General features: G+C 62.9%; 28 protein-coding genes. 20 read left to right on the top strand and 8 right to left on the bottom strand.

The features are described 5' to 3' along the window. Positions 1-2: 2 nt before the first annotated feature. Together EN990_RS05885 and EN990_RS05890 are read right to left on the bottom strand one after the other, a co-directional pair. Entirely contained in the window at positions 3-1,097 is a 1,095-nt protein-coding gene (locus EN990_RS05885; protein ID WP_027161444.1) for an ABC transporter ATP-binding protein, read from the bottom strand. A gap of 141 nt (positions 1,098-1,238) precedes the next feature. Next, a complete protein-coding gene (locus tag EN990_RS05890) occupies positions 1,239-2,918 on the bottom strand; it encodes an amidohydrolase (RefSeq protein WP_127369444.1) in 1,680 nt (559 codons plus the stop codon). 154 nt (positions 2,919-3,072) lie between these two features. Between EN990_RS05890 and EN990_RS05895 the strand changes: the two genes are divergently transcribed. The 4 genes from EN990_RS05895 (at position 3,073) to EN990_RS05910 (ending at position 6,921) form a co-directional block, all read left to right on the top strand. Then, positions 3,073-3,834, top strand: a complete 762-nt coding sequence (locus tag EN990_RS05895) for a TetR/AcrR family transcriptional regulator (RefSeq protein WP_244506862.1) — start codon at positions 3,073-3,075, stop codon at positions 3,832-3,834. Positions 3,835-3,860: 26 nt separating this feature from the next. Beyond that, positions 3,861-4,892, top strand: coding sequence for a histone deacetylase family protein (locus EN990_RS05900; RefSeq protein WP_127367437.1), 1,032 nt, complete (start codon positions 3,861-3,863; stop codon positions 4,890-4,892). Positions 4,893-5,443: 551 nt separating this feature from the next. After that, positions 5,444-6,154 carry a helix-turn-helix transcriptional regulator gene (locus EN990_RS05905; protein WP_024502680.1) on the top strand — a complete coding sequence of 237 codons (711 nt, stop codon included), beginning with the start codon at positions 5,444-5,446 and terminating at the stop codon, positions 6,152-6,154. Then, positions 6,151-6,921 carry a helix-turn-helix transcriptional regulator gene (locus EN990_RS05910; RefSeq protein WP_027161441.1) on the top strand — a complete coding sequence of 257 codons (771 nt, stop codon included), beginning with the start codon at positions 6,151-6,153 and terminating at the stop codon, positions 6,919-6,921. Before EN990_RS05905 ends, EN990_RS05910 begins: the two co-directional genes overlap by 4 nt. 16 nt (positions 6,922-6,937) lie before the next feature. On the opposite strand, the gene EN990_RS05915 is transcribed toward EN990_RS05910, so the two are convergent. Genes EN990_RS05915 through motA form a run of 6 tightly spaced genes read right to left on the bottom strand, consistent with a single transcriptional unit; the run spans position 6,938 to position 11,776 of the window. Continuing rightward, the gene (locus EN990_RS05915; protein ID WP_024502682.1) at positions 6,938-7,375 is read right to left on the bottom strand and encodes a hypothetical protein; all 438 of its coding nucleotides are present in this window, start codon (positions 7,373-7,375) and stop codon (positions 6,938-6,940) included. After that, positions 7,372-8,454 carry a flagellar biosynthesis protein FlhB gene (gene flhB / locus EN990_RS05920; protein WP_027161440.1) on the bottom strand — a complete coding sequence of 361 codons (1,083 nt, stop codon included), beginning with the start codon at positions 8,452-8,454 and terminating at the stop codon, positions 7,372-7,374. The genes EN990_RS05915 and flhB overlap by 4 nt, the downstream gene beginning before the upstream one ends. Before the next feature lie 9 nt (positions 8,455-8,463). After that, positions 8,464-9,474 (bottom strand): flagellar motor switch protein FliG, encoded by a 1,011-nt coding sequence (locus EN990_RS05925; RefSeq protein ID WP_013529806.1) that lies wholly within the window; start codon positions 9,472-9,474, stop codon positions 8,464-8,466. Between the two features lie 43 nt (positions 9,475-9,517). Further along, positions 9,518-9,904 (bottom strand): flagellar motor switch protein FliN, encoded by a 387-nt coding sequence (gene fliN, locus EN990_RS05930; RefSeq protein ID WP_023809994.1) that lies wholly within the window; start codon positions 9,902-9,904, stop codon positions 9,518-9,520. 16 nt (positions 9,905-9,920) lie between these two features. Then, positions 9,921-10,868, bottom strand: coding sequence for a FliM/FliN family flagellar motor switch protein (locus tag EN990_RS05935; RefSeq protein WP_013529804.1), 948 nt, complete (start codon positions 10,866-10,868; stop codon positions 9,921-9,923). Between the two features lie 32 nt (positions 10,869-10,900). Continuing rightward, positions 10,901-11,776: a flagellar motor stator protein MotA gene (motA, locus tag EN990_RS05940; RefSeq protein WP_013529803.1), complete on the bottom strand. Its 876-nt coding sequence runs from the start codon at positions 11,774-11,776 to the stop codon at positions 10,901-10,903. A 147-nt stretch (positions 11,777-11,923) separates the two neighbouring features. Here motA and EN990_RS05945 point away from each other — a divergent pair, with 147 nt between their 5' ends. The 16 genes from EN990_RS05945 (at position 11,924) to EN990_RS06020 (ending at position 25,542) form a co-directional block, all read left to right on the top strand. Further along, entirely contained in the window at positions 11,924-13,735 is a 1,812-nt protein-coding gene (locus tag EN990_RS05945; protein WP_013529802.1) for a DUF1217 domain-containing protein, read from the top strand. 7 nt (positions 13,736-13,742) lie between these two features. Next, entirely contained in the window at positions 13,743-14,465 is a 723-nt protein-coding gene (gene flgF / locus EN990_RS05950) for a flagellar basal-body rod protein FlgF (RefSeq protein ID WP_013529801.1), read from the top strand. Positions 14,466-14,468: 3 nt separating this feature from the next. Further along, positions 14,469-15,872: a flagellar protein export ATPase FliI gene (gene fliI / locus EN990_RS05955; RefSeq protein WP_013529800.1), complete on the top strand. Its 1,404-nt coding sequence runs from the start codon at positions 14,469-14,471 to the stop codon at positions 15,870-15,872. Then, positions 15,859-16,698 (top strand): hypothetical protein, encoded by an 840-nt coding sequence (locus EN990_RS05960; RefSeq protein WP_063173011.1) that lies wholly within the window; start codon positions 15,859-15,861, stop codon positions 16,696-16,698. The genes fliI and EN990_RS05960 overlap by 14 nt, the downstream gene beginning before the upstream one ends. An 80-nt stretch (positions 16,699-16,778) precedes the next feature. Further along, positions 16,779-17,159, top strand: coding sequence for a flagellar basal body rod protein FlgB (gene flgB / locus EN990_RS05965; protein ID WP_127369911.1), 381 nt, complete (start codon positions 16,779-16,781; stop codon positions 17,157-17,159). 2 nt (positions 17,160-17,161) lie between these two features. Next, positions 17,162-17,578 carry a flagellar basal body rod protein FlgC gene (gene flgC / locus EN990_RS05970; protein WP_013529797.1) on the top strand — a complete coding sequence of 139 codons (417 nt, stop codon included), beginning with the start codon at positions 17,162-17,164 and terminating at the stop codon, positions 17,576-17,578. Then, complete coding sequence (locus tag EN990_RS05975) at positions 17,578-17,904, top strand: flagellar hook-basal body complex protein FliE (protein WP_013529796.1); 327 nt, start codon at positions 17,578-17,580, stop codon at positions 17,902-17,904. Before flgC ends, EN990_RS05975 begins: the two co-directional genes overlap by 1 nt. An 11-nt stretch (positions 17,905-17,915) precedes the next feature. After that, positions 17,916-18,704 (top strand): flagellar basal-body rod protein FlgG, encoded by a 789-nt coding sequence (flgG, locus tag EN990_RS05980; protein ID WP_013529795.1) that lies wholly within the window; start codon positions 17,916-17,918, stop codon positions 18,702-18,704. Between the two features lie 3 nt (positions 18,705-18,707). Beyond that, on the top strand, positions 18,708-19,235 hold the full coding sequence (flgA, locus tag EN990_RS05985; RefSeq protein WP_127385032.1) for a flagellar basal body P-ring formation chaperone FlgA: 528 nt from the start codon (positions 18,708-18,710) through the stop codon (positions 19,233-19,235). Next, a complete protein-coding gene (locus tag EN990_RS05990) occupies positions 19,232-20,473 on the top strand; it encodes a flagellar basal body P-ring protein FlgI (protein ID WP_013529793.1) in 1,242 nt (413 codons plus the stop codon). Before flgA ends, EN990_RS05990 begins: the two co-directional genes overlap by 4 nt. Before the next feature lie 3 nt (positions 20,474-20,476). Then, the gene (locus tag EN990_RS05995; RefSeq protein ID WP_164753689.1) at positions 20,477-21,064 is read left to right on the top strand and encodes a MotE family protein; all 588 of its coding nucleotides are present in this window, start codon (positions 20,477-20,479) and stop codon (positions 21,062-21,064) included. Continuing rightward, positions 21,061-21,768, top strand: coding sequence for a flagellar basal body L-ring protein FlgH (gene flgH, locus EN990_RS06000; RefSeq protein ID WP_127369921.1), 708 nt, complete (start codon positions 21,061-21,063; stop codon positions 21,766-21,768). The genes EN990_RS05995 and flgH overlap by 4 nt, the downstream gene beginning before the upstream one ends. A 17-nt stretch (positions 21,769-21,785) precedes the next feature. Further along, positions 21,786-22,280 carry a flagellar basal body-associated FliL family protein gene (locus tag EN990_RS06005; protein WP_013529790.1) on the top strand — a complete coding sequence of 165 codons (495 nt, stop codon included), beginning with the start codon at positions 21,786-21,788 and terminating at the stop codon, positions 22,278-22,280. Continuing rightward, a complete protein-coding gene (gene fliP, locus EN990_RS06010; RefSeq protein WP_013529789.1) occupies positions 22,277-23,008 on the top strand; it encodes a flagellar type III secretion system pore protein FliP in 732 nt (243 codons plus the stop codon). Before EN990_RS06005 ends, fliP begins: the two co-directional genes overlap by 4 nt. Before the next feature lie 200 nt (positions 23,009-23,208). Continuing rightward, a complete protein-coding gene (locus EN990_RS06015; RefSeq protein WP_013529788.1) occupies positions 23,209-24,210 on the top strand; it encodes a flagellin in 1,002 nt (333 codons plus the stop codon). Between the two features lie 267 nt (positions 24,211-24,477). Beyond that, a complete protein-coding gene (locus EN990_RS06020) occupies positions 24,478-25,542 on the top strand; it encodes a flagellin (RefSeq protein ID WP_024502691.1) in 1,065 nt (354 codons plus the stop codon). Positions 25,543-25,613 lie beyond the last annotated feature (71 nt).

Here is a 25,613-nt window from a genome sequence, read left to right on the forward strand (position 1 = left end):
CGTCAGTCCTTCAGGACCTGGGCGGCATCGCTGCCGATGAGGATGCCGACCGCGTCGCCCTTCTCGAAACCGCAGCCCGCGCTGCGCGTGTTCTGCTGGCGTACGGTGAAGAGTTCGCCGCTGTCGAGATGAACATGGATGTGGGTGTCGGTACCGAAATAGACGATATTATCGACCCTCCCCGACAGTTCGCCCTTGGCCTTGGTCAGCTTGGCGTGTTCAGGCCGAACCACGACCGTGGCATTGGGCTTGGGCTGGAAACCCTGGGCCACGGTCGCCTCGATGGTCGCACCGGACTTGAGCGTGGCGCGCGCCTTGCCGTTGGCCATCTCGCTGATGGCGGCCGTCAGGAAGTTGGTTTCACCGATAAAGTCGGCGACGAAGCGTTCGGCCGGCTTGTCGTAGATATCCCAGGGCGAACCGACCTGGAGGATCTTGCCCGATGACATGACCGCGATGCGGTCGGACATGGTCAGCGCTTCTTCCTGGTCGTGGGTGACGAAGATGAAGGTGATGCCGGTCTCGTGCTGCAACCGCTTCAACTCGATCTGCATCTCCTTGCGCAGCTTATAGTCGAGCGCCGACAGTGGCTCGTCGAGCAAAAGCACCTTCGGCTGCGGTGCCAAGGCGCGGGCCAAGGCCACGCGCTGCTGCTGGCCGCCGGAGATCTGGCTGGTGCGACGACCGGCGAGTGCCTCCATCTTGACCAGCTTCAGCATCTCGGCGACGCGCGCCTTGATCTCGGCCCTCGGCTTACCCAGCATTTCCAGGCCAAAGCCGATATTGTCTGCGACCGTCATGTGCGGGAACAGCGCATAGGATTGGAAAACGGTGTTGACCGGCCGTTTGAAGGGTGGCAGCGGCGCGATGTCCTGGCCGTAGAGCAGGATTTCACCGGCGGTTGGAAAATCGAAGCCGGCGATCAGCCTGAGCAACGTCGTCTTGCCGCAGCCGGATGGCCCCAGCAACGTGAAGAATTCGTTCTCGCGGATAGATACCGAGACCGTGTCGAGGGCAGCCACCTGCCCCTCACCTGATCCGAAAATTTTGCTGACGTTTACTACTTCAATCGCATTCCGATCCGGTTTGTCCGGCACGATTACGCCTCACTGTTGACCCCGCTCTTGCTGGCGGAGCTCTTCCCCTGTTCGATGTGACCACATGGCCGGTGGGTTGGCAAGCCCGGCATTGGGTCACAGTTCAGTCAGTCATTGAGGCCTGCAAGCCCCATGCCATAGTCAGGCCTGATAGGTGATCTTGCCGCCGCAAATCGTCGTCACCGGCCGCACCTTGTGCAGATCGGCCGGGGCGGTGTTCTCGATATCCATCGACAAAACCACCAGATCGGCCATGTAGCCCGATCTCAGCGTGCCCTTGCGGTGCTCGGCGAATTCGGCGTAGGCGCCCTCGATCGTGTAACCGGCGATCGCTTCATGCAGCGAGAAACTCTGATCCGGGTCGCTTTCTGCCCATGGTTTGCGCAACACTGCCGCCTGAATGCCCAGGATCGGATCGATCGGCGACACCGGCCAATCGGATGCGAAGACGACATGCGCGCCGGCATCCTTCAAGGTCCGCCAGGCATAGCTCAGCGGCCAGCGTGCCGGCCCGATGCGCGACACCGTCGGCTCCAGCGGAAAATCCATGGCGCCGGGCGGATGCGGCGGTTGCATGGAAGCAATGACGCCGAGTTCTGCGAAACGCGGCACATCCGATGTGGTGGTGACCTCGATGTGCTCGACCCGGTGACGGCTGTCGCGCTTGCCGTTCGCCTTCTGCGCCGCCTCATAACCGTCCAGCACCGCGCGCACCGCGCCGTCGCCGATCGAGTGCACGGCGATCTGCAGCCCGCGCCTGTCGGCCGCGACGGCCAGATCGATGAATTGTTGCGGCGTGAACAGCGGCTCGCCCACCCAGTCGGGCCGGTCGGCATATGGCTCGACCATGACAGCTGTCCAGGAATCGAGCACCCCGTCGTAGAACACCTTGACCATGCCCGACGACAGCCATTCGCTGTTATAGCTTTCGGCCATACCAGATGCCTTGTCGAGCATGTCGAGCGTCATGAAATTCTTGTAGTGGAACGGGATCTTGACGCGGCAGGGCAAGCCTTCCTCGGCTTCGATCTCGGCCAGCAGCTCAAGCTGATAGAGGTTGCCGTCCATGTTCTGGATCGAGGTGATGCCGTGGCGGGCGCACCAGGCGAGCCCGCGCCGCATAATGTCGCGGTCGGCGTCCCGCTCGGCCGCCGTCGGCATCGGGTCCGGCTCGCCGCCGGTCGACAGCCCCAGCCGCACCCGGCTTTCGCCGGCAAGGTCGAGCACCGGGCCAAAGGCCTCGCCTTCGCGCAATTCGCCGGCGGCCAGTCCATCGTCACCCATGACAATCTCATTGCCAGGGCCGAGCATGCGCCCCTGCAGGATGCCGGCCATTTCCAACGCCTTGGTGTTGGCCCACATGGTGTGATGGTCGGGCGCCGCCATGCAGAACGGACGATCGGGCAAAATGGCGTCGAGGTGATGGCGCGTCACGCGCTCGCTGCCGAGCACGGTATAGTCGACGCCTTGGCCGACCAGCATCTTCGCGTCGGGCCGGGTAGGCGCATAGTCGCGGATCGCCTTCTGCAGCGCCTCGAAGCCATGGATACCGGTGAGTTGAAGGTGGGCAAGTTCAGCCCCGCCCGAAAACAGATGCATGTGGGCTTCGATGAAACCCGGCAGGACGGAGCCGCCCTTGGCGTCGATTACCTTGGTGGCCGGTCCCTTGAACTCTTCGATGGAGGCGCGGCTGCCGATGGCGATGATTGCGCCGTCCTTGACGGCGACGGCCTCGGCGGTGGGATTGTCGTCGTCGATGGTCAGTACACGACCACTGATGACGATCAGATCCGCATTGTGACCTGCACCTGTGACAGACATCGCGACTCCGCGCTTTTGACGACTGACTGAGACCGACAACCTCTTGGCCAACGACCTGCCACTCCACCGGAGCGGCGCCATGGGACGAAAAAGAATGCCAGCGCGCTGTCTTGGAAATTCCCCTTGTCATCCCAAGAGGCAGCGTGGATAAAGAATGCGACTGATTATTCGCGTTTGTCAACATACCGAATCTGGAATGTATCGTGGACAGCAAGCTCCCACCATGTTGAGACCGGGCGGGGAACGAGGACATCGGACGGTGAAGCGCAGTCTCGACCGCAAAACCAGGATAGCGCTCGAACCGCGCAAACAGCCGCGGCAACAACGCTCCAGCAAGGTGGTCGACCGGATTCTCGACGCAGCGCTGGTCTTGACGCGGGAGCAAGGAACCAAGACGCCGACGACGCTCGCCATTGCGCAGCGCGCAGGCTTGTCGGTTGGTTCGATCTACCAATACTTTCCCAACAAGGAAGCCATTCTTCTGGACCTCGCCCGGCGCTGGCTGTCATCCTTTCCCGAGGTGATCGCCAAGCGTATCAAGGTCGCCCCGCCCACCAACCGTGAAGAGTTTCGGCAGGAAGTGCGCAAGCTCTTCATCGACACGTCCAGACTCTACCTCGAAAACGCCAGCCTGATGCCGGTGATCGAGGCCATTTCAGGCAACGCCGACCTCAGGCCGATCCAGAACGAATATGACGAGCAGATCATCGCGCTCTACGCCGCATGGCTGCAGCATGTGAACCCGGCGCTTGAAGACAAGATCGCCAGCCGGCTCGGCGTGCTGATGATGGACGTCGGGCACGCCTGCCGGCTTGTCGGGCTGAAAAGAGACCGCAAGACATACGACCTCATCGAGGACGATGTGGAAAGAATGTGGCTCGCTCTGGTGAGCCCTTATCTCAATCTTGAATCTTGACTGATTTCGCACTTCGAGAGGAATTTATGAAGACTGTTTTCTCCCCCCTTCACGCCGGCCATGCCGGTCAAATGGAACTGGTCACATCAGCCATCGTGCCGGGTTTCGAAAAGCCATCGAGGGCCGAATTCATCAAGGCGCGGGTCGAAAGCGAGAAACTGGGTCCCATCATCGCGCCGCACGAACATGACCTCGCCGCCGCCAAGCGCATCCACAAATCAGACTATATCGACTTTCTCCCGACGGTCTGGCCGCAATGGCTGGAAGCAGGCCTCACAGGCACGGCGATGCCCTTCACCTGGCCGACGCGCGGCCTGCGCGGCGACGTGCCGCCAAAGCGCGTCGACGCGCTGCTCGGCTATTATTCCTTCGATGCCGGCGCCACTTTCGTCGAAGGCACGTGGGCCGCGATCAAGTCTTCCTACGACGTAGCGCTGACCGCCGCCGGCCTGCTCAAGGATGGCGAGGCTTCCGCCTTCGCGCTCTGCCGTCCGCCCGGCCACCATGCCGGGGCTGGCTTCATGGGCGGCTACTGCTACATCAACAACGCCGCCGTCGCCGCGCAATGGTTCCGCGACCACGGCGCCAAACGCATCTCGATCCTCGATGTCGACTACCATCACGGCAACGGTACGCAGGAGATCTTCTACGACCGTGCCGACGTCCAGGTGCTCAATCTGCATGGCGATCCGATGGTCGAGTACCCGTTCTTCCTCGGCCATGCCGACGAACGCGGCGCGGGTGCCGGCGAAGGCTTCAACATCAATTATCCGATGCCCTTCGGCACCGACTGGGATGCATGGAACGCCTCGCTCGAGGATGCCTGCGGCAGGCTCGCCGCTTATGCACCGGATGTCGTCATCGTCTCGCTGGGTGTCGATACGTTCGAGAAGGACCCGATCAGCCAGTTCAAGCTGAAGACGTCTGATTATCCCAAGATCGGCCGCCGCATCGCCAGGCTCGGCCTGCCGACGCTGTTCATCATGGAAGGCGGCTATGCCGTCGAGGAGATCGGCATCAACGCGGTCGGCGTGCTGACCGGGTTCGAGGATCGGTAAATGCCTGTCGTCCAGGAGCATCTGGCGGTTTTGGGACAACGACAGGCATAAGCAAAGGACCACCGGGACCGGGCGGCAACATCGCCCGGCTCCCACTATCGGGCCAGGGCCCCAGCCTTCGGCACAGCAACCGGCGCGCCCGTCTGTCCAATGCTCCCGAGCCTGGCGAAATCGACCAGCCGCCGAGGTGGCCGGCGAAGACTTTCGCGTCCCGGTCTTCTGTCCAGGGCGCGAAAACCGACTTGTGAGTCGCACATGAGTCCACCGGATTCGATTTTGTCAAATCGCGTTTGATGTCAGATTCAACTGCGGGTAGATTAGACCCGAATCAGCCGGTCCTGGGGGGCGCGGCGACCACCCAAAGTCTTTTGTTCCGGAGCTTTTCCGGCACCAGACGCGGACGGCTTCGCGTTCCCTGAATGGATTCGGGATTTGGTTCGGTGCAGCCCTGCGCCACGCGTGTGTCTTCGTCAAAGTAATGCGTATTCGGGTTCGGCGGCTGGCTTCCAGTATCCGGACAGCAGAAACGATTCCGGCCAAAAGCAACAAGAATGAGCAGTCCCGCCGCACGTCTTCAATCCGACACATTGGGCTCGCGCCTGACGTCGCGCGGCGATCTCACCAGCTTTTTCATGCAACTGACCGCCGAGATCGGCGCCGACAGCTACATGTTGGTCGCCATCGTCCACGACCAGGACCGCAACGATGCGCGCATCGTCTCCTCCAACTGGATTTTCGATGCCATCGAGCTGATCGGCAAGCGATTGATCGCCGGGCTTGCGCAAGGCGCGCTCACCGTCGCGCCAGGCATCCGCCCACAGCCGCTGGTGGCATCTCAAGCACCAGAAGCAGACGGATTGGTCACCGGCGAGGAAGCCCGCCTTCTCGACGTGCTCGGCCATGCCGAGATCTATTCGCTGCGCCTCAATGTCGGCCGCCAGCGCCTGTTTGCCCTGTTCTCTGCGGCGACCGCCGGCAGCATCGACCAGCCGGCGCTGATGCGCGCGCAGCTGAAATGCTGCTACGCGCTCTCGCACATCCCGCAACTGATTGCCGCCGCCGCCATGCAGGACCCGTTGTCGGATCGCGAGCGCGAATGCCTGTTCTGGGTTTCCGAAGGCAAGACCACCGACGAGGTCGCCGTCATCCTTGGCGTCTCCTCCAACACCGTCAACAGCTACATCACCCACGCCATCCAAAAATTCGCGGCCAGCAACCGCGCGATGGCCATCGCCACGGCGATCAGGAGCGGCATCATTTGAAACACGCCGATATCAAGGAAACGGCCGAAGCCCTTTTCAACGAGCAGCGCAACCCGTTCGGGGCCTTCACCCTTGGCTCCGAAACCCATCACGCGGTCACCATTCCCGATGCCGTGCGCCGCTGCCGCTGGATCGCCGTTGACATGAATGCCTCGGCTTTCGGCCTCTTCTTCGTAAGCCCCTCGCCCGAGCGGGCGCGGCTCGTGCCATGCTTCGATTCCGATTATCCCGGCATTGCGGTGGCGACCAAGTTCATCTCAGGCGCCAACGGCGAGGAGATCGTGCGCCACACCCGCATCTCGACCGAACCGCGCTGGTGGACGGATGACGGCGTCCCTGCCACGGCGGAGCTGTTTGGCGATTTCGCCTGGACCGAGCGGATGGCGGCGCTGGTGCCCGGAACCAGCGGCATCGCTTTTCCCGTGCACGCCGACCGCGGCCAATGCGGTCTTGTCGTGTTCCTGGGCTCGGAGATGACCTTGCAGCAGGATGCGCTCTACGAAATACACGCCCGCTGCTTTTCGCTGTTCGCCGCCGTCGCCCGCATCCGTCCGGGCGATGCCGGCCGCATGCGTGCAATCTCCAAGCGCGAACTCGAATGCCTGAAGCTGACCGCCAACGGCAACACCAGCGAGGAGATCGCGCGACTCCTGAAACTGTCGGTGCACACCGCCAACCAGTATCTGACCCAATCGACCCAGAAGCTCAACGCCGTCAATCGCAACCAGGCCGTTGCCAAGGCGCTGCGGCTGGGCTTGATCGAATAGAGGAATTCGAAAGCGATCAGCGATAGGCCAGCGGCTCGACCTTGCGGATACGCGCCTCTTCGATCACCGCTTCGAGCAGCGCCGTGTTGCGCTCCGGGTCTTCGCCCGGCTTCTCGAACGATACGTAGTTGACCGCCACCGACGCGCCGAGCTCGCTCAGCGTCAGCTGGAAATAGACGGTGACGCCGGGCGGCCTCAGTTCCAGATCGAGCACGATGCGCGGGCTCCCGCTCCAGTCGACATGCGCCTCACCACCATGGCCGAGCCGCAGAGTGCCCGGCATGAAGAACAACTCAACCGCTGAATCGACCAGGTCCGACAGGCATGCGAAATGCTCCAGCCGGATAAAGGCGATGTAGTCGGCGACATCGATCAGCCTCAGTTCGCCCACCACCTGCTCGATGGCGCTGGCGACGATGATCTCGCGGGATTTTGCGTGCGGTTGCCGGTTCATGAAATCTGTCTGCGCTCAGCCTTTTTCGAGTAGACGATCCGCACCAGTTCGGCGACGGCCTGGTAGAATTGTGACGGGATCACATTATCGACCGAAACTTGCTTGTACATGGAGCGGGCGAGCGCCACGTCCTCGAAGACCGGGATGTTGTGTTCCCGCGCGATCTCGCGGATCTTGAGCGCCACCAGATCCTGGCCCTTGGCCAGCACCATGGGCGCCGAGTCCTCGTCGCGCACATATTTCAGCGCGATCGAGAAGTGCGTCGGGTTGGCGATGATCAGCGTCGCGCGCGGCACCGCCGTCATCATCCGTTTGCGCGCCCGGTCGCGCGCCAGGGAGCGCAGCCGCGACTTGACGATCGGGTCGCCCTCGGACTGTTTGAACTCGTCCTTGACCTCCTGCTTGCTCATGCGCAGATCCTGCTTCCAGTGGAAGCGCGACCAGACGATGTCGACTGCCGCGATCAGCCCCATGACGAAGACGATGGCCACCAGGATGTCGACGGCGATGCCGCGGATGACGAGACCGAAGGCGACCGGATTGGTGATCATCCCGGCGAGCAGCTTGCGGTGGTCTTCCGACAGGGTGAAACTCAGCACGACGATGGCAAACCCGACCTTGCCGAGTGACTTCAGGAACTCGACCCAACCCTGGATGCCGAACAGCCTGTTCCAACCCTTGGCGATCGAAATGCGCGAGAGTTGCGGCCGGACCCGCTCGCCTACGAATTGCGGCATGTTCTGGAACACCGAGGCGCCGACGCCGGCGACGGTCAGCAGCACCATCAAGCTCAGGACGGCGCGGCCGACCTCGAGCAGGACGATCTTGTAAAGCGCGATGACGTCGGTCTCGGTGTCCATTGGCCAGGCTTCCGGCTTCTCCAGGAACATCGACAGGAACATGCCGAGATCGATGATCGCATCCTTGGCGTAGAAGACGGTGAACACCAGTATGGCAACGAACGAGGCAAAGAGCGCTGTCTCCCGCGAATGGGGCAGCTTGCCCTGTTCGATGGTGTCGCGGATCTTCTTTTCCGTCGCCTCTTCGGTTTTCGAATCCTTGTCGACCGCGTCAGCCATGGCGCGGTCCTAGGCGGCGTCTTGGGTCGAGGGGAGTTCGAAGGCGCCTTCGCGCGACAGCCGGATCGTCGTCGTAACGATCGTCTTGCGGGCCGCCATGATATCGGCGAGGGGGATCCCGTCCGAGCCCTGCCCGAGCTCGGCTTCGATCATGCGCCGCGAGCGGGCGCCGATGGCCGACAGCACCGATTCTGCAAGGGCGGCCGACGTGCCACGCAAGGCCAGCGTGACCAGCTCCGTCGATAGCCCGTCGAACAGCAGCACCCGCGCTTTCTGGGTGAGCAGCGGCAGATCGTCGAAAGCAAACAGCCGGGCTCGCACGCCGTCGAGATCAGGCGTGCCGGCGGCTTCCAGATCCTGCATCACCTCCTCGAGCAGCGGCTTGTCGAGTTCGTTGAGGACGCTGGCGACACGCGCCTGTCCGGCCGAGGTATCCTTGGTCGAGGTTTCGGCCAGCACACTGGTGCGCAGCCGGTTTTCGACGATCCTGGCGGCAGCGTCGGGAACATTGGCCATCGTCACCATGCGCTTGATGATTTCTCCACGCATCGGCTTGGTCAGTGTCAGCAGCACGCTCGCCGCCACCTGCGGCGCCAGCTTCGACAACACCATGGCCGCTGTCTGCGGATGCTCACCGGCCAGGAAGGCGCCAAGCCGCGCCGGTTCGAGCTTTTCGAGCTCGGGCCAGATCGGCGGCGGGCCTTCCGGTGCGACCTCGAATTTCCTGTCGCCCATGATCGCGCTCATCTCTTCGGGCGAGAGCGATTCGTTGAGGATGGTGTCCATCCTGTCGGCGGAATCGAGCAATCCCGCCCCTTCGGTGAATTCGGCCTCGAACTCAGCGACAATGCGCTCAAGATCGCTTTGCGGAATCGTCCGCAGCAGCCGGGCGCCCTCGATCAGGGCCTTCAGTTCTTCCTGCTTGAAGAATTTCAGCAGGCGGCTGGCCGACGGCTTGCCCATCGCCACAAGTATGGCGGCCGCCTTCTGCGCGCGGGTCAAGGTCACCGGCGTCGTCATGCCACTCGCCTCCGCTGCCACCGGCAAGCCCCGCAAACCATGTCTAGGCGCCCTTCGTGCCGGCGATGATTTCGGTCAGCCTGATGCCGAAGCGCGAAGGATCGCTTTCCAGCACGGTGATCTCGCCGCGCGCGATCTTTCGGCCGTTGACCACGACGTCGACAGGTTCGCCGATGCGGCGATTGAGCGCCACGGTCGACCCTTTTTGCAGCGCCATCAGATCGGAGACCGGCATCTCGGTGCTGCCGAGGATGATCTGGACATCGACGGGGATGTTCATGATCACGCTCGAATTGGCCGACGAGGCCGCCCTGAACGCCGCATCGGGGCGTTGCTCCTCTTCATGCAGGACCCCGCGCAATTCTTCGATGGCACGGTCGAGTTGCTCGTCCGGCTGGTCGAGGTCGGCTTCCGCCTTGGTTTTGGCCATGATCGTCTCCAAATGCTCAGGCGCGTCCGGCGGCAGCCGGCATCAGCCCGTCGATAAAGTCCTGCCCGGCATCGTAAGGTTGCCTGATCCGGACGGTGTAATTCTGTCCCAGTTTGCCGAACTCGCATACGAACAGCGTCTTGCCCCGTGCGCTGAGACGCGCCTGGGACTGGGCCGTTTCCTCGAATTCGATGACATCGCCGATTTCGAAACCGGCGAGGTCGCCGAGCGTCAGCCGCGCCAGCGGCATCGTGGCCTCGAGCGCCACGGTGGAGCGCATCACCTCTTCCGAGAAGCGGGCGCGCCAGCTGGGGCCGTGATCGTCGTCGCTGACAGGCACGGCTCCGTCGCGGCTGGCCAGCACGACGCGCTGCGGCATCGTCACCGTCACGGTGCCACTGTCGGCCGGCGTCGAGATGCCAAGCACGATGCGGATTGCCGCGCCATCGCGCAGCACGTACCGCTTCGCCTCGGTGCCCGACATTGCCCGCGGCGCGGGCAGGCGCAGGTCGAGCGAACGCTTTCCCGATCCGTTGAGGGCCTGTGCGACCTGCTGGAACACCATGGTCGAAACATCGATTTCGATTTGCGACAGATCGCGTTCGATCGGCGATGCCGGCAGATCCGGGTCGCCGCCGAACAGCGTGCAGACCATGATGGCGATCGCCGGAGCATCGATCACCAGGGTCATCGCATCGGAGGACGCCGACGAGCCGATCACGGTCATCGCAAACGTGTCGCCGGCACGCGAACGCGCCTCGGGAACGCGGCTGACCTCGATCGCTTTGAGATCGACGACGACCGGAACGCCAAACTCGCTGGTCAGGGTTTTCTGCAGCAGCGGCACGGCGCGTTCGGCCATGGCGCGGCCTGCGTCGATGACCTGCGCGGCCTCGCCGCTGTCGCCGACCAGACGCTCGATGATCAGCGAGCGCGCTTCCGCTGGACTGCCCAGGCTGGTCATGACAGTGCCGGGACCGATCTGTCGCGCATCGTTCAGGCGGCCTTCTTTTCGACGGTGCCGGTATTCATCGTGCTCTGCTCGACCGCGTCGATCGTCGGCCGTTCATAGGACGAGATGGTCTTGCGGCCGAACTCGATCGCCACCTGCGGCAGCGCGCCGTTCATGTAGGCCAACAGCGTCTGCTTGACGATGATATAGAGGCGGTTCTTCTTCTCGCGCACTGTCTTGATCTTGGTGGCGACCGGTCCGACCACCGAATAGGACAGGAAGATGCCGAGGAACGTTCCGACAAGTGCGGCACCAATCAAACCGCCGAGAATTTCCGGCGACTGGTCGAGCGCGCCCATCGCCTTGACCACGCCGAGCACGGCGGCGACGATGCCGAGCGCCGGCAGGCCATCGCCCACCGCCACCATCGCGTGATAGGCCTTCATCTTGTCGGACCTGATGGTCTGGATTTCTTCGTCCATCAGCGCCTCGATCTCGTGCGAGCGGGCATTGCCGATGATGATGATGCGGCAGTAGTCGCAGATGAAATGCGTCAGGTCGTGGTTATGCAGCACGGTTGGGAACGCCTGGAAAATCGCCGACTCTTCCGGATTGTCGATATGCGCCTCGACCTCGCTGCGGGATTTCGAGCGCAGCTCGCGCATCAGCGAGTGCAGCACGCCGAGCGTTTCGAGATAGTCCTGTTCCTTCGGCACCGCCTGCTTGAAAGCTTCGAGAATGCCCTTGCCGGTATCCTTGACCGTCTTCATCGGATTGGCGACGAGGAAGGTGCCAAAAGCCGCACCACAGATGATCACTGCCTCCCAGGGCTGGATCAGCACGTGAAGATGGCCGCCCATGGCCATGAAGCCGCCAAGGACGCAGCCGAGCGTTACCACCAGTCCAATCAGAATGCCCACGACAGGTCCTTCCGCATTTCACATCAGGAGCTAGGGATAGCCCCCGTGCCTTGTGTGAGGCTTGAATCGAAGGCGTCGGAGACGATTCAGTTTCGCGCAAGGAAGTAGGGGTATTGTCCGGACATAGCTTCGGCCGGAGGCACCTCTTTGCTTAATACCTTTACCAGCTACCAGCTCATCACCAGGGACATTTCAAAGTCGATCGACAGGATCGAGCAGCAGCCCGTGGTTGATCGCGACACCAAGTATTATCTGGACAACATCACCAAGGTGAAATCGATCGACGATTTCGTCAAGAATGACCGTTTGTTCAAATATGCCATGAAGGCCTACGGGCTCGAGGACATGGCTTACGCCAAGGCCTTCATGGTCAAGGCACTCAAAGAAGGCGTCTCCGATCCCAACAGCTTCGCCAACAAGCTGACCGACAAGCGTTACGCCGAATTCGTCAGGGCCTTCAATTTCGCCGCCAACGGCACCAGTACGACTGTCTACAACAAGGCGCAGCAACTGGTGACCAGCAACTATGCGCTGCAAGTCCAGATCGGCGCCTCGCAGAAGGGGCTCCCTTACTACCAGAGCGAAACCGCCTACTACGTCACCAACATCGCCAAGGTTAAATCGGTCGACGACCTGATGGGCGACAGCCGCCTGCTGACATATGCGATGGCCGCTTTCGGACTCGACGCCGCAACCGAACCTGCCGCAACCGTCAAGGCGATGCTCGAAGGTGGCGTCAGCGATCCCGACAGTCCTGCCAACAAACTGCCCGACAAGAGCTACGCCAAATTCGTCGCAGCCTTCGACTTCGCCCAGTATGGCGATCAGACGACCATGCGCGACGATGTCCAGCAGGCGGTGCCGAAAGGATACATGGCCGGAGCCGGACTGACATTGGTCGAGCCAAGCGCGCAATATATCAAGGGCGAGGCCGACTATTACGCGGCAAACATTTCCAAGGTGACGTCGATCGACAACCTCATGGCGGACAAGCGCCTGCTCACCTTCGCCATGGCTTCCTACGGACTTGATGCGTCAACCGAAACGCCGCAGCAGATCCGCACAATGCTCGAGGGCGGCGTCAGCGACCCCGAAAGCCCAGCAAACAAGCTGACGGATAAACGGTACGCCAACTTCGTCACGGCCTTCAACTTTGCCCAATATGGCGATCAGACAACGTCGCGCGACGAAGTGCAGAAAGACACGCCGAAAATCTATACGACGGAGTCGGCGCTTGGCCTGATCGCGCCGAATGCGGACTACATCAAGTCGGAGACCGCGTACTATCTTGCCAACGTCACGAACGTGAAATCCGTCGACGACCTGATGGCCAACAGCCGATTGTACAACTACGTGCTCTCGGCCTACGGACTGGACCCGGCGACGGAAAGCAAGGACCTCATCCGCAACGTTCTTGCCGGTGGCATTCGCGACGCCGACAGCGTCGCCAACAAGATGACCAACAAGGCCTATGCCGGGCTGGCCGCCGCCTTCAACTTCGAACAATACGGCGAAGCGGCCACCACCATCAATCCGGCGCAGCAGCCGACCGTCGACAAATACATGCGCCAGACCCTCGAAGAGGATGCCGGCCAGACCAACCAGGGCGTGCGGCTGGCGCTTTATTTCGATCGCAAGGCCCCAACCATCACCAGTTGGTATGACGTGCTGGCCGACACTGCGCTTGCCAGTGTCGTGCGCACCGTGCTCGGCCTGCCCGATTCCTTCGCCACCGCCGATGTCGACAAGCAGGCGCAGCTGTTCGAGCAGAAACTCGACATCTCGGATTTCTCCGACCCCGAGAAACTCGGCAAGTTCCTGACGCGCTTCACCAGCATGTACGAGATCAACAACCCGACTTCATCGGCCGTCACCTCGGTCAGCGTGCTGTTTGCCCAGCCACTCACCGTCGGCATCTCCACCGACCTGATGATGGCCATGCAGAAACTGAGGTTCTGAGACCATCATGCGGGACAGCCTGTACGTCGCTCTTTCATCGCAGATCGCGCTCGAGCGGCGCCTCGACACCATCGCCGACAACGTCGCCAACGCCTCCACGATCGGCTTTCGCGCCACCGGCGTGAAGTTCGAGGACGTCGTCTCTGGCACCGGGCAGAAATCGGTGTCATTCGCCTCCCCGGGCAAGACCTACCTTTCCGGCGCCCACGGTGCCTTGAGCGAGACCGGAAATCCCTTCGATTTCGCCATCCAGGGCGATGCCTGGTTCGCTATAGAGACGCCGGTCGGCACCGTCATGACCCGCGACGGCCGTTTTTCGATGAACGAGAACGGCGAGCTGATGTCGATCGAAGGCCACCCGGTGCTCGATGCCGGCGGCTCGCCGATCCAGCTTGACCCCCGCAACGGTCCGCCCAAGGCCGGGGCCGATGGTTCGTTGCGCCAGAACGATCAGCTTGTCGGATCGATCGGCCTCTACAATTTCGATCCAGGCGCGAACTTCGTCCGCTATGGCAATTCCGGCATTGTTCCGGCACGCACCCCGGAGCCTGTCACCGATCGCTCCGATATCGGCGTTGCCCAAGGTTTTCTCGAAGAGTCCAATGTCAATCCGGTGCTGGAGATCACCAGGTTGATCATGGTCCAGCGCGCCTTCGAGAACACGGCCGCCCTGATGCGCCAGACCGACTCGTCCACCGACGAGGCGATCAAGACGCTCGGCTCGAAATAGTCCATGTCGCTCGACCAGCCATCCCTGCGGGCACTCGAAAGACAACTCCAGCCGGCACCGGAAGACCGGCTTGCCGCCCTGGAACGGGTCTGGCGGCGTTTCGCCGACGCCGAGGCACTGCTCAAGCGCGGCGGCCGCGTCATCGAAGTCACGCCCACGCACTACAAGGTGCACGGCCTTTCCAGCTTCGCCAGGCTGGGTGACATCGTCGAGCAGCCCGGCCATGCCGGTGCGCGCCGCGGCGAGATCGTCAAGATCGGCCGCGACGAGGCCGTCGTGGCACCCTTCGAACGCAGCGCCGATTCCGGCATCGGTGATGCCGTGTTCCGCCGCGGTCCGCTTGTGGTGGCACCGCATGCCTCATGGCGCGGCCGCACCATCGACGCACTCACCAGGGCGATCGATGGCGGCCCGCCGCTCGCCCGGGGAGACGACACATCGCGCGGCGCCCAGACGACGCCGGGCGCCATGGCGCGGCAACGCGTCGGCACTGCCTTCATGACCGGCGTCAAGGTCATCGATATCTTCACGCCGCTCTGCTTCGGCCAGCGCCTCGGCATCTTTGCCGGCTCCGGCGTCGGCAAGTCGACGCTGCTCGCCATGCTCGCCGGAGCCGACGCATTCGATACCGTCGTGGTGGCGCTCATCGGCGAACGCGGCCGGGAAGTCCGTGAATTCCTCGAGGACACGATCGGCGACAGCATGGCCAAGACCATCGCCGTCGTCGCCACCAGCGACGAAAGCGCCATGATGCGCCGGCGTGCGCCGGACACCGCCATGCGCGTCGCCGAGCATTTTCGCGACCAGGGGCATCGCGTTTTGCTGGTGCTGGATTCGATCACCCGCTTCGCTCACGCCTTGCGTGAGGTGGCGACGGGAACCGGCGAGCCGCCGGTCGCCCGCGGTTATCCGGCCTCGGTGTTCACCGAATTGCCCAAGCTGCTCGAACGCGCCGGGCCGGGTACGGAAGGCAAGGGATCGATCACCGCCATCATTTCCGTACTGGTCGACGGCGACGATCACAACGACCCGGTCGCCGATTCCGTGCGCGGCATCCTCGACGGCCATGTCGTGCTCGACCGCACGATCGCCGAACAGGGTCGCTATCCCCCCGTCAACCCGCTGTCGTCCATATCGCGGTTGGCCGGAAAGGCCTGGAGCGTCGAACAGCGCGCGCTGGTGACAAGGCTGAAGTCGATGATCTCGCGCTTCGAGGACACACGCGATATCCGCTTGCTCGGGGCCTATCAGGGCGGCGTCGATGCCGAACTCGACATCGCCGTGCGCCAGGTGCCGCTGATCTATGAAGCGCTGACGCAAGGGCCGAAGGATCGCCCCTCAGCCGACCCGTTCTCCGATCTCGCCCGCCACCTCAAGAGCAAGCTGAACGCCGATGCCGGAGACTGAACGCGAATACACCGAGCGCATCCTGCGCGACATGATCGCCGAGGCCAATGCCGCGCAGCAGGCAGAGGCTGACACGGCGAGAACTGCCAAAGCAAAGGCCGCCCGTGCCATCGCGGCCAAAGCCGAGGCCGTTCTGGCCAGAGCCGTCAAGCCAATCCTGCCACGGGCTGGCAAAGCCGATCCTGATCTGGCCAGGCCCGTCGAACCCGCTCTGTCCCGGGCTCCCCAGGCGGTGGCTGCCGAGATGACGCAGGCCAGCCGGGAATCGCTGATCGACGGCCTGTTCCCGCGCACCGAATGGCCGCAGCCGCCAAAGGCGCCGTTTCCCCGACTGGAGAAGAAGTCCGACCGACGCAGCGATTTCGTCATTGCCGCGCTCGGCATCGCGCTCGGCCTGATCTGCGCCCTGTTCCCCTGGTATATCTTCTTCAACCAGGACCAGTTTGGCGTCCAGGCGATGAAGTTCGGCGGCACAGGCTCTAATTCCGGGCGAGCGGGCGGCGGCGTGGTCGCCGAACGCAGCGCGCCGCTGACGGCAAAGGACGTTCCCGCGGCCAATCTCGATCTTCTTGCCACGGGGACGGTGCGGGATGATGCCGATCCCGCAGCCGCATCCGACGAGCAACCGTTTCCGGCCGACGCGGCGAAATTCCGCATGGTTCATGTCGCCAACGGCCGCGCCATGATCCAGGACGACGCTGGCCTCTGGATGGTCCAGCGCGGCTCGATACTGCCGGATTCCAGCAAGGTATCCTCCATCGAGCAGCGCAACGGCAAATGGGTCATGGTCACCAGTGCCGACCAGGTGATCGAACTGTCCCGATAAACGATCTCCGGCTTCCGGCCATCCGCAAGGCCCGCGCAAGACTGGCGGCCTAGTCTCTGGGTACCTGCTCGGAGATTCCCATGGAGCCCGTTTCCCTTTTCGACCTCGCCGCCAAGCAAGCGCAATGGCTGGCCGTGCGCCAGTCGGCCGTGGCCGGCAACATCGCCAATGCCAACACGCCAGGCTATACGGCAAACGACGTCGAGCCATTCGAAAAGGTGCTCGACCGCGCCACCGTATCGCTGCAGGCCACCCAGGCCGGCCATCTCGGCAATGCAGCGACCAATGCCGGCTTCACCATCAAGCCGCAGGAAGATGACGGCGTTGTCATGCCGTCCAAGAACTCGGTCGTGCTGGAAGACCAACTGCTGAAGGCCGGCGAGGTGCGCCGGTCCTTCGAGCTCAACACGGCGATCGTCAAGGCGTTCCATTCGATGATGATGATGGCGGTGAAGAGCTGACCATGGACGCACTGACCGCAGCCCTCAAAGTCGCAGCATCCGGCCTCGGCGCCCAGTCGGAACGCCTGCGCGTGGTTTCCGAGAACCTCGCCAACGCTCAGTCGACGGGCACCGCGCCCGGCTCCGACCCTTATCGCCGCAAGACCATCAGCTTCGTCTCCGAGCTCGACCGGGCCTCCGGCAGTTCAACGGTTGCAGTGAACTCGATCGATCGAGATCCCAGTGACTTTCCAGTCGAGTTCCAGCCCGGCAACGAGGCCGCCGACGAGAAGGGCTACGTCAAGATGCCCAACGTCAACGTGCTGATCGAAATGGCCGACATGACCGAGGCCAATCGCTCCTACGAGGCCAACCTTCAGGTGGTCAAGCAGGCCCGCGACTTGATTTCCATGACCATCGACCTGATGAGGAACCAGTAATGATCAGCGGTATCGGAGCCCTTCAGTTCAAGCCGTCGATCGGCGGCGATGACGCCGCCACAAGCCTGCTCCAGGGCGGCGCGACACCGTCGGCCGGTGGCAATGTCGGCACCTCCTTTGCCGAGGCGCTGAGCCAGGCAGCCTCCAAGACCGTCGACACGATGCAGAATGCCGAGCAGGTATCGATGCAGGCGCTCAAGGGCGATGCCGACACCCGCCAGGTGGTCGACGCCGTGATGAGCGCGCAGCAGGCGCTTCAGACCGCCGTCGCCATACGCGACAAGGTGGTCTCCGCCTATCTCGAAGTCAGTCGAATGGGCATCTGAGGAATTCCGACATGAAAGCACTCGCCATCGCCGCCACCGGCATGAATGCCCAGCAGACAAATCTGGAAGTCATCGCCAACAACATCGCCAACATCAACACCACCGGCTACAAGCGCGCCCGTGCCGAATTCTCCGACCTGCTCTATCAGGTCGACCGCACGCAAGGCGTGCCCAACCGCTCCAACGCCTCGCTGGTGCCGGAGGGCGTCTCGATCGGCCTCGGCGTCAAGACGACGGCGGTGCGCAACGTGCACACCCAGGGCGAACTGACCAGCACCGGCAACAGTTTCGACCTGGCGCTGACCGGCAGGGGCTGGTTCCAGATCGAGGGTGCCGACGGCGGCACGCTGTACAGCCGCGCCGGCGCTCTCAACACCAACGCCACCGGCCAGCTGGTGACGGTCGACGGCGCTGCGGTCATTCCGGCAATCAATGTTCCCGTTGATGCCGTCGAGGTCATCGTCAACAAGACCGGCCAGGTCTTCGCCCGCATCGACGGGCAGACCGACCTGCAGAACCTCGGTCAGCTTCAGATCGCCAATTTCGCCAACGAGGCCGGCCTGGCGCCGCTCGGCGACAATCTGTTCCAGGAAACCACGGCTTCGGGGCCGGCGAACGTCGGCGTGCCTGGCGATCCCGGTTTTGCCACCATCCAGCAGGGCTATCTCGAAGCCTCCAACGTCGACCCGGTCAAGGAAATCACCGAGCTGATCTCGGCGCAGCGCGCCTATGAGATGAACTCCAAGGTCATCCAGGCCGCCGACGACATGGCCTCCGTGGTCTCCAAGAACATCAGGTAACGCATGATGTCGACGCCCGGCCTCCTGTCTGCATTCCGCCGCACCGCGCTCGTCCTTGCGCTGGTGACCGGCACGATGCCGGCTTTTGCCCAGGAATCGGCCAACCAGTCGGCCACCCGGATCGCCAGCAATCAAGCTGGCGGCGAGGTGGTGCTTATTCCGAGCCGGGTTATCTATCCCGGCGAGACCATCAACCTGGCTGCCCTGAAACAGGTCACCCTTACCGTCGGCAAGCACAAGCCGGAGGCGGTCGCCACACGGGCCGAGGAACTGGATGGCAAGGTCGCCAAGCGCACCCTGCTGCCCGGCCGCTACATTCCCTCCGCCGCCATCCGCGAGGCCTGGCTGGTCGAACAGGGTGCCTCCGTGCAGATCTTCTTCATCGCCGGCGGCCTGACGATCTCGGCGACCGCCGTAACGCTGCAACCAGGAGCCGCGGGCGACCTCGTCAAGGTTCGCAACATCGACAGCGGCAAAATCCTGTCCGGCACGGTGATGGCGGATGGAACCATCCAGGTCAGCGCTTCATGATGCGCGGGCTTACCTTGATCCTGGCAGCCGTGCTTGGCCTGCAGCCGGCGCTGGCCGACGGCCTGACGCCGAAGGCCAAGCGCGAGCTCGCCGCCAAGAATGGCGGCGTCTACAACGATCCCGAATATGATCCGGCCACCACAAGCCGCATGTTCCGGGTTTCGACCGGGCCGAGTTCGCTGCCGCCGGGCCAGGTCGCCTCGCGTATCAAGGACATCGCCCAGCTGCAGAGTTCGCGCGACAATCAGCTCGTCGGCTACGGCCTGGTCATCGGCCTTGCCGGATCGGGCGACAGCCTGCGCAACTCGCCATTCACCGAACAGTCGATCCGCGCGATGCTCGAAAACCTCGGCATCGCCACCGAAGGCGGCAGCGCGCGCGCCAAGAATGTCGCCGCCGTCATCGTCACCGCCAACATGCCGCCCTACGTGCAGTCGGGCGCCCGCATCGACATCGACGTCTCCTCGATGGGCGACGCGACCTCGCTTTCCGGCGGCACGCTGATCATGACGCCGCTGAAGGCGGCGGACGGCGAAATCTATGCCGTCGGCCAGGGCTCGGTCATCGTGTCCGGCTTTACCGCGCAAGGACAGGCCGAGCAGCTGACGCAAGGCGTGCCGACCGCCGGCCGCGTGCCCAACGGCGCCATCGTGGAGCGTGCTGTCCAAGCCGAATTCGACGATCAGGCGATCCTGACGCTGCAGCTGCGCAATCCCGATTTCTCGACCGCTATCCGCATCGCGGATGCCATCAACGACTACACCGGCCAGCGCTTCGGCATGCGGGTGGCGGCCGAGCGCGATTCGCGCACCGTCCAGATCAGAAGGCCGAAGGGTGTCTCGGCGGCGCGCTTCTATGCCGAAATCGAGAATTTGGTGGTCGAATCCGACACGCCGGCCCGTGTCGTGATCGACGAGCGCACCGGCACCATCGTCATCGGCAATGACGTCAAGATCTCACGGGTCGCCATCAGCCACGGCACGCTCACCGTGCGCATCACCGAAGCGCCGCGCGTCGTGCAGCCCGAACCCTTCTCCAAGGGCGAGACCGCGATCGAACCGTTCACCGCCATCGACGCCAGCCGGCCCGACGCCCGCGTTGCCGTGCTTGACGGACCCGATCTCCAGACCCTCGTTTCCGGCCTCAACCGCCTCGGCGTCAAGCCGGACGGCATCATCGCCATTCTGCAGGGCATCAAGTCGGCCGGGGCCCTGCAGGCCGACCTGGTTCTGCAATAGGCGATGCCGATGAAGCGCTCCTTCCCACGCCACGACAGACACCGCAAAGCCGCGATCCTGCTTGCGACCGCTTTTCTCGCGGCTCTGCCCTTTGCCGGCGGCACCGCGCGCGGCGAGGAGACGTTCCGCCAGGTCCTGCCGGGAGCACAGGTGGCGGCGGCGCCGCAGCAACTGACACGGGAAAAGGCGCCGGACCAAAGCGAGATCGAGCGCTTCTGCTCAAACATCGCCGACGCCGCCCGCGACCGCCGCTATGTCCTGCAGGCGCAGGAACTGAAGCAGCTCCAGGCTGGCATTGACGAGCGCATGAAAGCTCTTGATGCAAAGAAAGCTGAATACGAGACCTGGCTGAAGCGGCGCGAGGTTTTCCTGGCCCGGGCCGAGGACGGCGTCGTCCAGATCTACGCCGGTATGAAACCCGACGCCGCCGCCGAGCGGCTGGCCATCGTCAACGCCGACCTGGCTGCGGCTATATTGATGAAGCTCGATTCACGCAAGGCGAGCGTCATCCTCAACGAAATGGACCAGAAGGCGGCGGCAACGCTCACCGGCATTATGGCCAGCGCAGCCCGAAGGGTAGATCCGTCATGATCCGGAAGATGCTTGTCCTGTGCGCGGTTACCATGCTGTCCGGTTGCGGAACCAACCTCAAGGAGGTCGGCAGAGAGCCGGCCCTGTCCCCGGTCGGCTCCGGCATCGATGGCGGCAGCACCGGCTCGCTCTATCGATATCCGCAAACGCCGCCAGTGCCGGTCAAGAAATTCTCGTTGTGGGACGACCGCCAGAGCCGGCTGTTCACCGACCCGCGGGCGTTGTCCCAGGGCGACATCCTGACGGTCAAGATCAAGATCAACGATCGCGCCAACTTCAAGAACCAGAACGACAGGAGCCGCACCGCCAATCGCAAGCTCGGTTATGACCTCAGCGCGCAGTGGGACAAGTGGAGCACCGCCGGCAAGGGCGCCGGGGCTCTCAGCTCCACCACCGACACGACGGCTGACGGCGAGATCAAGCGCTCGGAAACGCTTGAACTCAATGTCGCGGCGATCGTCACCGATGTGCTGCCCAACGGCAATCTGATGATCACCGGATCGCAGGAAGTGCGCGTCAATGCCGAGCTCAGGGTGCTGACGCTCGCCGGCATCGTGCGGCCGGCCGATATCGGCGCCGAAAACACCATCCCCTACGAACGCATCGCCGAGGCCCGCATCTCCTACGGCGGACGCGGTCGCATCACCGAGGTCCAGCAACCTGCCTACGGCCAGCAGATCCTCGACCAGGTTCTTCCGTTCTAGGATCGGGGCAGGGCGCCGTGGCAAATATTGAACAGGTTCAGCCGCGCAAGGGTCCCTCCCCTGTCATTCAGGCCGGCATGCTGCTGCTTGTGACGGCGGCCGCCATTGGCGTGGGCTGGATGTCCGGCGGTTATCTCAAGGGCGTCGGCGCACCGGCCTCGGTACCGGTCGCGCCTGAGAACGAAGGTAAGATCATGCAGCCCGCCGCAGCCGAGCAACCAGGCCTGGGCCCGATGCTTGTCGTGCTGGCGCCGATCACCACCAACATCGCCTCGCCTGCCGGCACCTGGATCAGGATGGAGGTGTCCGTCGTCTATGACGCGCCGCAGCCACAGGCAATGTCGGATGACATCCACCAAGATCTCCTGGCCCTGGTGCGCACGTTGAAGATGCATCAGATCGAGGGAGCCAGCGGCTACCAGCACCTGAAGGCCGACCTCGAAGAACGCGCCGCGATCCGCAGCCAGGGTCACGCCAAACAGGTACTCATCAGGACATTGCTGCTCGAATGAGAAAGTTCCTTCTCGCCACCGCCATGATCGCCGCCGCCACCTCCATCGCGGCGGCTCAGCAGCTCGATCTCGGCGGCATCGGCAAGGCTGACGGCACCACCGTCGGCTACATCATCCAGATGTTCGGCCTGCTGACTGTTCTGTCGGTCGCGCCGGGCCTGCTGATCATGGTGACCAGCTTCACCCGCTTCGTCATCGCCTTCTCGATCCTGCGCGCCGGCATCGGCCTGCAGTCGACACCGGCAAACCTCATCCTGATTTCGCTGTCGCTGTTCATGACCTTCTATGTCATGGCGCCGACCTTCGATCAGGCCTGGAACACCGGCGTCAAGCCGCTGATGGACAACCAGATCACCCAGACCGAAGCCTTCGACAAGATTTCCGATCCGTTCCGCACCTTCATGCTGCACAATGTGCGTGACAAGGATTTCGACCTCTTCGCCGATCTCGCCCGCGAGCGCGGCCAGACCGTTTCGCGCGACACCGTCGACCTGCGCATCCTGGTGCCCGCCTTCATGATCTCGGAGATCCGGCGCGGCTTCGAAATCGGCTTCCTGATCGTGCTGCCGTTCCTGGTCATCGACCTGATCGTCGCCACCATCACGATGGCGATGGGCATGATGATGCTGCCGCCCACGGTGGTGTCGCTGCCGTTCAAGATCCTGTTCTTCGTCCTGATCGACGGCTGGAACCTGCTTGTCGGCAGCCTGGTGCGCTCCTTCAACTGACACTGCCGCGCCGGCTCGAAATTCCAGCAATATATTTTCGATTAACCGTCCGGTTTAGCCCTTTGGTAGGGACTTGCCCGCATATTCGCTCGCAGATGGCGGGTGATCGATTTCAGAGATCATTGGCATGATGCCGCACCGTCATACCGGGAGGCCCGGTATGTCAAAAAAACACCTGTAAAAACCAAGGTACGAGTACCATGTCCAGCATCATGACGAACTCCGCCGCGTTGACGGCTCTGCAGAGCCTTAACGCCACCAGCAAATCCCTCCAGGACACCCAGGCCCGCATCTCGACCGGTTATCGCGTCTCGCAGGCCTCGGACAACGCCGCTTACTGGTCGATCGCCACCACGATGCGCTCCGACAACCAGGCAATGTCCACCGTTTCGGACGCTCTCGGCCTCGGCGCCTCGAAGGTCGACACCGCCTATACCGGCATGAACAGCGCGATCTCCACCATCAACCAGATCAAGGCAAAGCTGCTGGCTTCCTACGGCCAGACGGACGCCTCGAAGGAAAAGACCCAGACCGAAATCACCGCTCTTCAGGCGCAGATGAAGTCCTACGCCGACGGCGCCACCTTCTCCGGCACCAACATGCTGTCCGTAGACAGCGGCTCAACAGCCACGACGGCTGCCGATGTGAAGATCCTTTCGGCCTTCAACCGTGACGCGGCCGGCGCATCTTCGATCTCGACCATCGACGTCAAGGTGGAAAGCATCAAGCTCTATGAAGCTGGTACCACCTCGGGCCTCGCGAAGGGCATCCTTGACACGTACCGCCTCGGCAGCGACGGCAGTGTGGCCGCAGCGGTCTCCGGCACGCAGACAGCTCTAGGGGCGGCTGCACTGGCCACCGACACCTATTCGGCCGCCTCGCTTTCCATCTTCTCGGGTGGCACGGCTGCCAGCGATTCGCAGATCAAGCAGATGCTGACCGTCATCGACTCCGCGCTCGCCGATATGACCAACTCGGCCACCACGCTCGGCGCCGCCAAGAGCAGTATCGACCTGCAGAAGACCTTCACCTCGGACCTGATGGACTCCATCGACCGCGGCGTCGGCCAGCTCGTCGATGCCGACATGAACAAGGAATCGACCCGTCTGCAGGCCCTGCAGGTCCAGCAGCAGCTCGGCGTGCAGGCGCTGTCGATCGCCAACGGTTCCTCGCAGTCGATCCTGTCGCTCTTCCGCGGCTGATCGCCTCCGCTCAACCACAGTTCGCACTAGAAATTCGGGCCGCGCCAAAAGCGCGGCCCTATTTGCGTTTGCTCCAGCCCCGCACAATCCTCGATCCTTAACTCTCAAAAGCCAGCTTTTAACAGGCTGTTAACCATGCCGCGCTAGTTATGGTTAACCAATAGCTTACGACAGTTGGCGAATCGGTCCGACCGGCACGATGCCAATCGTTGAACAGGCCCATCCGGCATGTCTGAGCATGTCGGCTTTTGAGAAGGAGCGACTTTCTTGGCGAGCATCATGACCAACGCCTCGGCGTTAACCGCACTTCAAAGCCTCAGCGCCACCAACAAGTCGCTCGAACAGACACAGGCCCGCATATCGACCGGCTATCGGGTCTCGCAGGCTTCGGACAACGCCGCCTATTGGTCGATCGCCACCACCATGCGCTCGGACAATTCGGCCCTGTCGACGGTGCAGGATGCACTCGGCCTCGGCGCCTCGAAAGTCGATGCCGCCTACACCGGCATCACCAACGTGCTGACGACGATCGGCCAGATCAAGACCAAGGTGTTGTCCATGGTCGGCCAGACGGATGCCGCCAAGGCGAAGACCCAGACCGAGATCAAGGCGCTTCAAACGCAGATGAAGTCCTTTGCCGATGCGGCCACCTTCTCCGGCTCGAATTTCCTCGCGGTGACCTCCAAGCAGGTCACGTCCGCCAATGATGGCGTCCAGCCCGACTCGCAGATCGTGTCCTCATTCAATCGCTCTTCATCCGGCGCTGTCTCGATCGGAACGATCAACATCAATGTCGAGGGCACCAAGCTTTTCGACTACGGCCTTGCCGCCGAAGTCAAGAACCAGGGCGTCCTCGATCGCCAGACCTCCATCTATTCCACGGGCGCCGCCCAGACCCTGTATGACAACGCCTATGCTGGCGTGATCGCGGGCGGAGGAACGGATATCGCCGCGAACACTGCCGGCCAGACGGCGGCGGGAGCGGTCACCAAGGTCGACAATATTTCCGCCTACAACCTCGACATCACGGCCCCAGGGGTGACCGACGGCATCATCACCCAGATGGTCACCATGATGGACAAGGTCATGGCCCAGTTGACTGATTCCGCCACCATCATCGGTTCGGCCAAGAGCTCGATCGACCTGCAGAAGACCTTCACACAGAGCCTGATGGACTCCATCGACCGCGGCGTCGGCCAGCTCGTCGACGCCGACATGAACAAGGAATCGACCCGCCTCCAGGCCCTGCAGGTGCAGCAGCAGCTCGGCATCCAGGCACTGTCGATTGCCAACAGCTCCTCGCAGTCGATCCTGTCGCTGTTCAAGAACTAATCGCGGGCGCCACCGGCGCCTCCTTTTCGCACTCCGATTGACGGGCCGCGCCGCAAGCGCGGCCCGATTTC

The organism is Mesorhizobium sp. M7A.F.Ca.US.005.03.1.1 (genome assembly GCF_003997975.1).
Taxonomy (GTDB): Bacteria; Pseudomonadota; Alphaproteobacteria; order Rhizobiales; family Rhizobiaceae; genus Mesorhizobium; species Mesorhizobium ciceri.

What these genes read in the sequence shown, in the direction of transcription:
- EN990_RS05990 (WP_013529793.1), top strand. Translation starts at nt 19,232, where the DNA reads ATGATGCGCGGGCTTACCTTGATCCTGGCAGCCGTGCTTGGCCTGCAG.
- flgA (WP_127385032.1), top strand. Translation starts at nt 18,708, where the DNA reads ATGATGTCGACGCCCGGCCTCCTGTCTGCATTCCGCCGCACCGCGCTC.
- EN990_RS05995 (WP_164753689.1), top strand. Translation starts at nt 20,477, where the DNA reads ATGCCGATGAAGCGCTCCTTCCCACGCCACGACAGACACCGCAAAGCC.
- EN990_RS05925 (WP_013529806.1), bottom strand. Translation starts at nt 9,474, where the DNA reads ATGACGACGCCGGTGACCTTGACCCGCGCGCAGAAGGCGGCCGCCATA.
- flgG (WP_013529795.1), top strand. Translation starts at nt 17,916, where the DNA reads ATGAAAGCACTCGCCATCGCCGCCACCGGCATGAATGCCCAGCAGACA.
- flgH (WP_127369921.1), top strand. Translation starts at nt 21,061, where the DNA reads ATGATCCGGAAGATGCTTGTCCTGTGCGCGGTTACCATGCTGTCCGGT.
- EN990_RS05890 (WP_127369444.1), bottom strand. Translation starts at nt 2,918, where the DNA reads ATGTCTGTCACAGGTGCAGGTCACAATGCGGATCTGATCGTCATCAGT.
- EN990_RS05960 (WP_063173011.1), top strand. Translation starts at nt 15,859, where the DNA reads ATGCCGGAGACTGAACGCGAATACACCGAGCGCATCCTGCGCGACATG.
- fliI (WP_013529800.1), top strand. Translation starts at nt 14,469, where the DNA reads ATGTCGCTCGACCAGCCATCCCTGCGGGCACTCGAAAGACAACTCCAG.
- EN990_RS05935 (WP_013529804.1), bottom strand. Translation starts at nt 10,868, where the DNA reads ATGACCAGCCTGGGCAGTCCAGCGGAAGCGCGCTCGCTGATCATCGAG.
- flgF (WP_013529801.1), top strand. Translation starts at nt 13,743, where the DNA reads ATGCGGGACAGCCTGTACGTCGCTCTTTCATCGCAGATCGCGCTCGAG.
- EN990_RS05975 (WP_013529796.1), top strand. Translation starts at nt 17,578, where the DNA reads ATGATCAGCGGTATCGGAGCCCTTCAGTTCAAGCCGTCGATCGGCGGC.
- flgC (WP_013529797.1), top strand. Translation starts at nt 17,162, where the DNA reads ATGGACGCACTGACCGCAGCCCTCAAAGTCGCAGCATCCGGCCTCGGC.
- fliP (WP_013529789.1), top strand. Translation starts at nt 22,277, where the DNA reads ATGAGAAAGTTCCTTCTCGCCACCGCCATGATCGCCGCCGCCACCTCC.
- EN990_RS05895 (WP_244506862.1), top strand. Translation starts at nt 3,073, where the DNA reads ATGCGACTGATTATTCGCGTTTGTCAACATACCGAATCTGGAATGTAT.
- EN990_RS05915 (WP_024502682.1), bottom strand. Translation starts at nt 7,375, where the DNA reads ATGAACCGGCAACCGCACGCAAAATCCCGCGAGATCATCGTCGCCAGC.
- EN990_RS05900 (WP_127367437.1), top strand. Translation starts at nt 3,861, where the DNA reads ATGAAGACTGTTTTCTCCCCCCTTCACGCCGGCCATGCCGGTCAAATG.
- flgB (WP_127369911.1), top strand. Translation starts at nt 16,779, where the DNA reads ATGGAGCCCGTTTCCCTTTTCGACCTCGCCGCCAAGCAAGCGCAATGG.
- flhB (WP_027161440.1), bottom strand. Translation starts at nt 8,454, where the DNA reads ATGGCTGACGCGGTCGACAAGGATTCGAAAACCGAAGAGGCGACGGAA.
- EN990_RS05905 (WP_024502680.1), top strand. Translation starts at nt 5,444, where the DNA reads ATGAGCAGTCCCGCCGCACGTCTTCAATCCGACACATTGGGCTCGCGC.
- EN990_RS06015 (WP_013529788.1), top strand. Translation starts at nt 23,209, where the DNA reads ATGTCCAGCATCATGACGAACTCCGCCGCGTTGACGGCTCTGCAGAGC.
- fliN (WP_023809994.1), bottom strand. Translation starts at nt 9,904, where the DNA reads ATGGCCAAAACCAAGGCGGAAGCCGACCTCGACCAGCCGGACGAGCAA.